This is a genomic window from Alteromonas alvinellae (assembly GCF_902705805.1).
Window position 1 is genome coordinate 1 of record NZ_CACSIH010000196.1, and the last position, 967, is coordinate 967.

The window sequence follows — 967 nt, forward strand, 5'->3', positions numbered from 1 at the left end:
TGAGACACACGCCTTACCGGCAGACACCAAACCGGTGAAGGCCCATACCCGTTCCTCACAAAAGCAACGTCGCGACTCGGATGTGAATGATGACGGCCTACGCTTTGATGAGACGGTGCCTCAGCTGATTATTGATGTGCCTGCGCCTGAGTTACAGGGGGCGGATGCCGACCAGTATGATGTCGTGGATATCAAAGAAACCCGTCGCTTAGCACAACAGCCCGGCAGTTATGTGGTACTGGTGTATCGTCGTCAGGTCGTGCGTCATAAAACCACGCAAACCCTTAAGGATACCCCAGCCCCCATCAATGTACTGGAAGGCTGTTACTGCGATGTCTCACTACTCGCTGGGCTGATGGTGGATAAAGCGGTATATCACTTACCGCTTCACCGCCAACATCAACGGATGCTCGATAGCGGTATCACCCTTAGCCGGGCTACCTTAATCAACTGGATACAACAAGGCATTGAGCTGCTTCGGCCCATCGCCAAGGCCCAGTGGCAGCACATTCTGCAAAGCAACATACTGACCATGGATGAAGTGCCCATTAAAGCCGGGCGTACCAAAGGGGCTGGCCGAAAACCGGGGCAAATGAAACAAACCTACTTCTGGCCGATGTACGGTGACAGTGATGAGGTGGCGTTTACCTGGAGTCACAGCCGGGGCATGTTGCATGCCAAAGCACAGCTACAGGACTTTACCGGTACCTTGCTGACCGACGGCTATGCCGCTTACACCAAAACGGTTGAACAATTAAATCAACACGAACTGCAGATTGTGCACGCTGCCTGTTGGGTACACATGCGCAGAGGCTTTGAAAAAGCCCTCGACAGTGAGCCGCAAACAGCGCAACAGGCACTGGATATCATCGCCACGCTCTACCGGCATGAAAAACACATCCGGGATAAGCAATCAGACCTGGCTGATATCCATACCTACCGGCAACAACACAGCGAACCCTTAGTC

Annotated in this window: 1 protein-coding gene; it reads left to right on the plus strand. The window is 53.3% G+C overall.

Annotation, left to right across the window (positions count from 1 at the left end; all coding sequences use genetic code 11):
• On the plus strand, positions 1–967 hold a 967-nt coding region (tnpC, locus tag ACX5KA_RS14085; protein ID WP_458731470.1), incomplete at both ends, for an IS66 family transposase.